Source organism: Dehalococcoidia bacterium, from assembly GCA_028711995.1.
Taxonomy (GTDB): Bacteria; Chloroflexota; Dehalococcoidia; order SZUA-161; family SpSt-899; genus JAQTRE01.
The window spans coordinates 1-8,425 of sequence record JAQTRE010000129.1 but is presented as its reverse complement, the minus strand read 5'-3'; the positions used below and the strand labels follow the sequence as shown (position 1 = coordinate 8,425).

Genomic DNA, 8,425 nt, shown 5'->3' with positions numbered 1-8,425 from the left:
GATGACGTTGTTAATGATAAAAAGATACTGGGGATATTCCCGCTCCTGAAATTCGATGAGCCGTCCTCTGCTGAGAATTTCAATCCCATTGGGACTGCGACCTCCGTTGTCAAGATGCTCAGATTGCCGGATGGTTCGATTCGGGCATTGCTGCAGGGGATCACCAGGATCAGGGTCACAGAGGTAACTCAGACGGAGCCGTATTTCAAGGGTAAGGTGGAGGTAGCCGAGGAGCAGGTAGAGAAGACGGCTGAGGTCAATGCCCTGATGAGAAATCTCCTCGAGCTTTTTCGGAAAACCGTCTCACTGTCTCCGAACCTGCCCGAGGAGATCGGCATGATGGCAATGAACCTGACCGATCCGGGCAACCTGGCCGATCTGATTGCCGCTCATATCAATCTCAGCCCCGAAGAAAAGCGGGACATCCTGGGAGAGATCAATGTTCAGAAACGCATGGAGAAGCTGACCGGGTTGATCAATCGTGAGCTGGAGATTCTGGAGCTCGGCAGCAAAATTCAATCGCAGATGAAGTCTGAGATGGATAAGACGCAACGGGAATTCTATCTGCGTGAGCAGATGAAGGCCATCCAGAAGGAACTCGGCGAAACCGATGAGCAGGCCGTCGAGATAAATGAGATCAGAGAGAAGATCAACCAGGCTCAATTGCCGCCAGAAGCGCTGAAGGAAGCGGAGCGGGAACTGGCTCGACTGAGCAAGATGCCCCCTCAGGCTGCGGATTACAGTGTAGTCAAAACCTATCTGGACTGGATTACCAGCCTTCCCTGGAGCAAGAGCACGGAAGAAAGCATAGACGTCAAACGAGCCTCCGAGATACTCGATGAGGACCATTATGATCTGGAGAAAGTCAAGGAAAGAATCCTCGATTATCTGGCGGTGAGGAAGCTCAAGCAGGATATGAAAGGCCCGATCCTGTGTTTCGTGGGGCCGCCGGGGACGGGGAAAACCTCCATCGGCCGGTCCATCGCCCGGTCTCTGGGACGTCACTTTGTCCGTATGTCCCTGGGTGGTGTTCGAGATGAGGCCGAGATCAGGGGATTCCGCCGCACCTATGTGGGAGCCTTGCCGGGCCGGATCATCCAGGAGATTCGCCGAGCCGGTTCCAATGATCCGGTGTTCATGCTCGATGAGATCGACAAGGTGGGCGCTGATTTCCGCGGCGATCCTTCAGCTGCGCTGCTAGAAGTGCTGGACCCTGAACAGAACAACTCTTTCAATGACCACTATCTGGATGTGCCGTTTGATCTCTCCAAGGTGATGTTCATCACCACGGCTAATCTGGAGGACCCGATTCTGCCTGCGCTGAAGGATCGGATGGAAATATTGGAATTGCCCGGTTATACCGAGATGGAGAAATTACAGATTGCCCGGAAGTTCCTCATTCCCAAACAGCTCGAGGCCAACGGGATATCCCAGGCAAATGCCAGCCTGACGGATGATGCTGTTATGGCCATTATTAGGAAATACACCCGGGAGGCCGGGCTCAGAAACCTGGAGCGAGAGATCGGCACCATCTGTCGCAAGATCGCTCGCCAGGTGGCCACGAACGGGCACGGAAATGTCTCCGTGACTTCGAGTGATCTCAAGGAATTCCTGGGTCCGGAGAAATTCCATTATGAGGTGGCGGAGGGCGACGATGAGATCGGAGTGGCCACGGGCCTGGCGTGGACACCGGCCGGTGGCGACGTGCTGTTTGTGGAAGCTTCTCTGGTAGCAGGCAGAGGCAATCTCATTCTGACCGGGAAGCTGGGCGACGTGATGCAGGAATCGGCCAAGGCGGCATTGACCTATGTCCGTTCACGGGCTGTTTCGCTCGGGGTGGAGGAAAACTTCACCGAAACAAAGGATATCCATATACACGTTCCGGCCGGTGCTATTCCCAAAGATGGCCCTTCTGCCGGAGTCACCATGACGGTGGCCCTGGCCTCCGCCATCTCCTGCAAACCGATCAGGAGAAACGTGGCCATGACCGGCGAGATTACCCTCAGGGGTAAGGTGTTGCCCGTGGGCGGAATCAAGGAAAAGGTGATGGCAGCTCACCGGGCAGGCGTCAAAAAGGTGGTTCTTCCCAGGGAGAACGAAAAGGACCTGGAGGAAGTCCCACAGCAGATCAAGGATGAGCTCCAGTTTGTTTTTGCCGATCACGTCGATCAGGTGCTGGAACAGACTCTGGTGAATAGCGCCGCACCCACTTGCTAGGGAACGCTGATTGGAGTGCCAACGGTGTCATTACTCTGAAAATACCGTTCGTGGTGAGCTTGTCGAACCATTAACGGCCCTTCGACAGGCTCAGGGCGAACGGTCATTTTAAATTCGTCATTGGAACACGATTTCAGTTTCCACTTTCACACTCGCTAACCCCTGCTTCCTATCCGGCCAGGCCTCATCATTCCACAAAAGCCAGCCTCACTTCGCAAACTCGGGTATTTCCCAAAGTTAGGCCCTTTTACTCATGTAATCCTCGACCGAAGGGTGTATAATCTGCCGAGTTACTTATTGGGGGGTGATTCGATCATGGATGTGGTAAGGGTACTGATAGTTAATGCCAATCTGGTAATCAGAGTGGGGCTGCGGAGCATACTGCGATCTGCGCATGGAATTGCTGTTGTTGGGGAAGCGGCAACGGGAGCGGAGGCAATCGCGTGGATGCGGAAGTCTTCAGCAGATGTTGTGCTGATGGATACTCGTTTGCCCATCATCGGGGGTGTCACGGCCACCTCTGAGATTATGCGCATCAGACCGGAGACAAAAATCTTGATGCTCGCCGTAATGGATGATCCCTACCCTCTGGCAGAATCGATCCTGGCTGGGGCCAAGGGCTGTTTTGTCCATCATGGTGCGTCCCCGGAAGACCTGTTGGAATCCATATATTCCGTGGGATCAGGCAAGTCGATCCCCCTTCCCCCATCAGTGGAGCTTGCTTTGGCCGATTTAAGGGGAAGTTCTCCGGCGGATCATCTTTCGCAAGGGGAAAGGGTTGATAATTACCTCACCATCAGGCAAATCGAAATCCTGGAACTGCTGAGAAAGGGAAAGAGCAACCGGGAAATCGGCCGGATGCTGCATATCGAAGAGAAAACCGTCAAGAATCATCTGCGGACCATCTATGGTAGACTGGGGATAAACAACCGCTTCGAAGCGATCAAACTGAGATTGCGAGCAGTGCCCTGAAATCCAGCGGTAATCTTCCGCCATGTATTCTTTCTTGTCATTCCCGCACAAGCGGAAATCCATGGGTTGGTCATTCCTGCTTTTTCCTCAATCCCGCGGCCAGCAAGGCCAGAACCTCCAGTCTGGCAGCGCTGAAAGCCCACTTGAGATGAGACTCGATAAATCGATAGCCGTTCTCGAGGTGTGCTTCGGGAATGAGGGTGGGATATTGATGGCGGAGCTTGGTAATCAGTCGGGGGGTATCGATTCCCACCGGACACTGTTTCCGGCAGTGTCCGCAGCTTAAACAAGAGTACAGTTCGGCCTTTGGTTCATCTTTGGCGTCTTCGCAGAGGGAGGAAAACAGGACACCCCGTCCGCCCAGGTGGTGATCGCTGCCGAATTTGTTTCCGTAGACGGCGTATGCCGGGCAGTGCAGCAGACATTCTCCGCAGCCGATGCAGTACAGGATTTCCCTGAATTCGCCGGCGGCGATCTCGCTCCGTTTGTTGTCCAGCAGGATCAGCGAAACGGATTTTGGCCCGTGAACGCCTTTGACCAGCTTCTTTTCGATATCGGCCGTCTTGCTCGGTCCGCTGAGAATATTGATAAAGGAGGTGATGACGGACCCGGTGGCATAGTAGGTTTGCAGCTTGGCCATGTTGAGGGCTTCCTCGAGATCAGGGTAGATTTTGTCGATGCCTGCCAGGATGATGTGCTTTTGGGGGCGCATCATCACCTCGGTGACGTTTCCCTCATTGTGAACAATCAGGATGGCTCCCTCTTCAGCGGCTATCGCATTGGCTCCGGTGATCCCGATATTGGCCGCCTCGATCTTTCCAGCCACTTCGTCCCGAATCACCTGGGTGAGGGTGAGGGGATCGGCCGGGATTTCGTAGCCGAAGTGGCTGGAAAGCACCTGGGCGATCCGCTCTTTGGAGAGATGGCTGGCCGGGCCGGTGGGATGAGACGGTTTTTCCCCGGCGATCTGGACCACCCTGTCTCCGATATCGGTTTCGACGGCCTCGATTCCTCGCGCCTCCAGTTCCTTAACCAGATCAATTTCCTTGGTGACGTTGGACTTGGCCTTGACCACTAGTTTCTCTGAGCCGATTTCCTGGAGCACAAAAGAGATCGCTTCTTCCGGGGTCTGCGCCAGTCTGACTGTGATGCCGTTGGTCTGGAGGTTTTTGACGGCTTCTTCCTGGAGTTCCTGATTGCCGATTGAGTGTTCTCTTACTGCTTTGAGACGGGATTTTCTCCCCTCAAGGTCGGAGATGCGTTCTGTATTATCTTTCTGCCGCGTGCGTACCGTGGCAAACGATTTTCTCATGGCGGAAATGGTTTTCTTTTCCTGGGCAGCCTTTTTGAGCCTGTTGCGCATCGATTTCTTCCCCGGAACGTAGTCGAGGAGCCGGTGATCAAGCGGTGCAGGATTCTTCCTGCCGGGGGTTTGGGGGTGTCCCCCAAATTCCTCTACCCTCCCCAAGATTGGGGGTCAGGGGGTTGATGGCACTTAATCAGAGCTCCCCTCAAAGGATATTATAACAGACGGGCTCTGACTTATCGGGGCTGGTGTAGAAGGTCAATGCACACGGCATGAATCTCAGTTCTTGGAATCTATGATCTTTCATCTCTCATCAGATCGATCGCTTCGTGCCGATTGCGGACATTGAGCTTACTGTATATGTGGCGCAGGTGATTTTTGACTGTTTGTTCTTCAAGACAAAGACTCTCAGCGATTTCCTTATTACTTTTACCCGTCATCAGGAGATCGAAAACCTCTCCCTCACGGAAAGAAAGCTTCATCTTTTCGGCATGACCCTCTGGAATCTGGCTGCTTGAATCAGAGTGCCAGCCCATGATCTTCAAAACACGCTGAACCGAGGCTGGCATAATGGGCTTATCGCTTGTTGTTGATGAGTGTATTACTTGTATCAGGTCATCCATTGAAAACGATCCATAAACGAGGCATCCCTTGGCTCCGGCCATAATGGATTGAGCCAGTTTGTAGGGCTCCTCGATTACAGTGAGTATCAGAACCTTCGTTTGCGGGCATATACGCACAATTTCGGCAGTGGCCTCGTTTCCTCCCATGATGGGCATCAGCACATCCATCAATACAATATCAGCTGAGGACTTCCGGAACCATTCGACGGCTTCGGCTCCATTGGCCGCTTTGCCGACAACAGTAATGCCGTCAACTCCTTCCAGCGCATGCACCAGTCCCTTTCTCATCAGGAAGTTATCATCCACTACCAGGACGCTTAATGTTCTCATCTCTCATCAAAGTGGTGATCAGCTTGTGCCCTTGACTCTACGGTTGTGTTAGGACATCGTACAATAACCAAGAAAGAAAAGACAAGGCCTTTTTGCCCAATCGGTACTAAAGTACTCAAAAAGGTACCGTTAGCAGAACCGGGCCCAAAATTGGTACTTGAAGTGTCATGACAAACTATGTACTGCCTGTTAGAGTTGCATTGGGTCGTCGATCCAATCAACTCTAACCCTTTTTTCGGGAGGGGGTACAGGGGATAGGTAAGCCTTTAAGCACATCAAAAAATAAGGAGGGAAAAGTGTTACACGGAACATTGTCGCGATATATGGTTGTTGGACTGCTGCTGGCTATCATGGTTGGGTGCGCTGCACCGGCTGCATTCGCTGAAGAGGGATCAAACGTTGCGGATACGGGCAATAACTTAGAGCAGTTAGAGTCCAAAATACTAAATGCTAAGACTCAGGCTGAATTTGACAAATGGTACCAAGAGTGGCTGATTGAGAGTCACAATCAAGTTCAAGCGGAGATTGAGACCAGTCTAAGAAGCCAACCAATAGATTCAAACTCAATAATACAATTGTGCCCTTCGAAAGATCGTTCAAAACCGGTTGAAAGCGACCTGGTGACGAGGAGTAGTGTAGATTACACTTTCTGGGACGCCACTACGGGTGCTCATGGAGGAGATACTGGCGGAGCAGCCTATTCTTGGCACTCCTACAATTTGAGTGAGAATCGAAATAACGTTGCTGGTCGGGCAGTAGCGACAGGATGGGCAAATGCCTGGGCTTACAATGGCGTCACGTTCTCCAATACCGGAGCATCAGCCCAAACAGCAGTGCTGGTTTCTGGATGGTCAGCCGTTCAGATGACAGCTGGCGCAGGAGGCAGTTGTGATTTCAATGTATATGCCGAGATACGTAACGTAACTGACAGTACAACTGAAGACAGCCAACTTGTTGCCACAAAACATGTGGGCAGTCTGGGAAGCGCCAATGTCTACATCTACTGGTATGGATCATTAGACTTCAATTTCGAAGCAGGCCACACATACAAAATAATTGTCTACAGCGAGTCGGAGGTTAACCAATCAAGTCTATTTTTCCCCCAGATAAGTGAGCTGGAATCTGGTGACAGTGGCCATCACACTTACTGGAATTATATTATGCTCGATTGGTAAACCTCTCTACACCAAGAGGTCTGATCCTGGCCAGAGCCTGTCTTTAGGCTTTGTACAAGACAATTGTGTTACTAGAATGCGTGCACCGCAAGAGTGCACGCATTCTGAGGTTCCCATTATTGGTGTTGCCATCGGAGGTTTTTTAATGGATCAAGTTATAGGAATACTCTTCTCTATTCTGACATTAAGCCTAATTCTTGACATTTGGCAAACACGTCGGCTGACCCACAACGCTAAAAAGCACACGTTCAAGCCTTTCCACATCGGCCTGTATTTCTTGGACAGTGTAATTCTCTTTTTCCTGGGTTTCTACTATGAATACACGGACGATACACCGGGTTGGCTTCCGGCCCCCTTGTTTATCGTGGGTACGATTTTGTTGATTGTTGCCGTAAGTCAAATCAAATTTGGCAGAAAAACCAACCCCGACTCGGACCAGACTACATGAGAAGATTCTTGCAAGCCCGCTCTTTTTTGGGAACTACTATCCCACCTTTCAGACCGCTAGAGGAGATGCAGCCTGAAGCCTTATCATACATATTGGCATAGCGCTGCATTGGGTTCCCCTTGTTCTGGTGGCCCGGTCGAGCACCCGTTGGGATCACCGCCACCAAGAAAGAAAAGACAAGGCCTTTTTACCCAATCGGTACTAAAGTACTCAAAAAGGTACCGTTAGCAGAACCGGGCCCAAAATTGGTACTTGAAGTGTCATGACAGAACGTTTTACGCATGCTAGATTAAGGGTAAGTTTTCAGTCCCATACCCGAAACCGGCAGGTCACGGTAACGGATGTGATAGGCCGAAGCCGGCGAGGAAACCTTATTGAACAGGAGGCTAATGTGAAATGATATAGATATCAGATAAGGGCATACCCAGGGTTGTGCCATGGGGAAGGTAGGATTGTATCCAATAGCCAGAAAAGCAGGGCCAAATAAATCAATAAGGAGAGCAAAAAGTGAATATGATATTGCCAAATAGGTTATCTGTATTCCTGATCGTCGCAATTGCGATTATAACCATGCTCCTTTCAACCCCTGGAGTCATCTATGCCGGTAACGGAGATGACAGTGGGGCTAATCCCGGTAGCACTAGCGAAGTTGTGGTGCTGAATGTGGTCGATAGGGGTGACGACGCGGCGAAAGCTATGGTTAAAACCGCTTTCGGCGAAAAAGGCGATGAAGTTGTGTCTCACATGATTCATCGTGTTTCGTTACCAACATACTACGTATCTTCCAAAAGTCCAACACCAAGAACAACAGATTCACCACCTTGGTCAGGATACCAGGTTATCAGAACTCAAGCTGATATTAGAGGGGTAACTGGCCATTTCATGGCGCGGACAGCATTGAATGGATCCGATTACGCTTGGGTTGGCGTAGGAACCAATCCTCTTGCTCAAATCGGTGTCGATATGGCCTATCATCATGACAGTACTGTCTCCATAACACCTTTTTGGGAAGTGTGGCCCGACTTCGGCATGATACATATTGTTGACCATTATGATCAATACGGGAATCCGGTATACTGGAATGTTCCTGCAGGCCATACGCTAATTGCTACGGTATACTGGGACAGCGGTGAGCAAGAATGGTTCTTTTTTATCAATGATGTAGATACAGGTAAATATAGTGCATTTTGGTATGACTGTTCACCAAACAGAGATAGTGCGGAATGGATAGTTGGCGTTCCTGCAAAAAGGTAGCGCCTTGGTATTGAAGCTGATATTGGGATGCGATAGACTCAAGTTGAGGCTATTCGACTTGAGGTGAAGGGATGTTCAGAGAGAACCACAGGCATAAGCA

7 protein-coding genes are annotated in these 8,425 nt (G+C 50.9%); 5 read left to right on the top strand and 2 right to left on the bottom strand.

The annotated features are described in order from the left end of the window. The coding region (gene lon / locus PHV74_13260; protein ID MDD5095326.1) for an endopeptidase La at nt 1–2,217 on the top strand (2,217 nt) is incomplete at its 5' end. A gap of 315 nt (nt 2,218–2,532) precedes the next feature. Further along, nucleotides 2,533–3,189 (top strand): response regulator transcription factor, encoded by a 657-nt coding sequence (locus PHV74_13255; protein MDD5095325.1) that lies wholly within the window; start codon nt 2,533–2,535, stop codon nt 3,187–3,189. Nucleotides 3,190–3,259: 70 nt separating this feature from the next. Here the strand turns inward: PHV74_13255 and PHV74_13250 are convergent, their stop codons facing one another. Together PHV74_13250 and PHV74_13245 are read right to left on the bottom strand one after the other, a co-directional pair. Next, on the bottom strand, nt 3,260–4,552 hold the full coding sequence (locus PHV74_13250) for an LUD domain-containing protein (protein MDD5095324.1): 1,293 nt from the start codon (nt 4,550–4,552) through the stop codon (nt 3,260–3,262). A 236-nt stretch (nt 4,553–4,788) separates the two neighbouring features. Beyond that, nucleotides 4,789–5,448 (bottom strand): response regulator transcription factor, encoded by a 660-nt coding sequence (locus PHV74_13245; GenBank protein MDD5095323.1) that lies wholly within the window; start codon nt 5,446–5,448, stop codon nt 4,789–4,791. A 296-nt stretch (nt 5,449–5,744) separates the two neighbouring features. Between PHV74_13245 and PHV74_13240 the strand changes: the two genes are divergently transcribed. From PHV74_13240 to PHV74_13230, 3 genes are all read left to right on the top strand, one after another. Continuing rightward, nucleotides 5,745–6,623 carry a hypothetical protein gene (locus PHV74_13240; GenBank protein MDD5095322.1) on the top strand — a complete coding sequence of 293 codons (879 nt, stop codon included), beginning with the start codon at nt 5,745–5,747 and terminating at the stop codon, nt 6,621–6,623. Nucleotides 6,624–6,768: 145 nt separating this feature from the next. Continuing rightward, nucleotides 6,769–7,071: a hypothetical protein gene (locus PHV74_13235; GenBank protein MDD5095321.1), complete on the top strand. Its 303-nt coding sequence runs from the start codon at nt 6,769–6,771 to the stop codon at nt 7,069–7,071. A 513-nt stretch (nt 7,072–7,584) separates the two neighbouring features. After that, nucleotides 7,585–8,325 carry a G1 family endopeptidase gene (locus tag PHV74_13230; GenBank protein MDD5095320.1) on the top strand — a complete coding sequence of 247 codons (741 nt, stop codon included), beginning with the start codon at nt 7,585–7,587 and terminating at the stop codon, nt 8,323–8,325. Nucleotides 8,326–8,425 lie beyond the last annotated feature (100 nt).

What these genes read in the sequence shown, in the direction of transcription:
- PHV74_13255 (MDD5095325.1), top strand. Translation starts at nt 2,533, where the DNA reads ATGGATGTGGTAAGGGTACTGATAGTTAATGCCAATCTGGTAATCAGA.
- PHV74_13250 (MDD5095324.1), bottom strand. Translation starts at nt 4,552, where the DNA reads ATGCGCAACAGGCTCAAAAAGGCTGCCCAGGAAAAGAAAACCATTTCC.
- PHV74_13245 (MDD5095323.1), bottom strand. Translation starts at nt 5,448, where the DNA reads ATGAGAACATTAAGCGTCCTGGTAGTGGATGATAACTTCCTGATGAGA.
- PHV74_13235 (MDD5095321.1), top strand. Translation starts at nt 6,769, where the DNA reads ATGGATCAAGTTATAGGAATACTCTTCTCTATTCTGACATTAAGCCTA.
- PHV74_13230 (MDD5095320.1), top strand. Translation starts at nt 7,585, where the DNA reads ATGATATTGCCAAATAGGTTATCTGTATTCCTGATCGTCGCAATTGCG.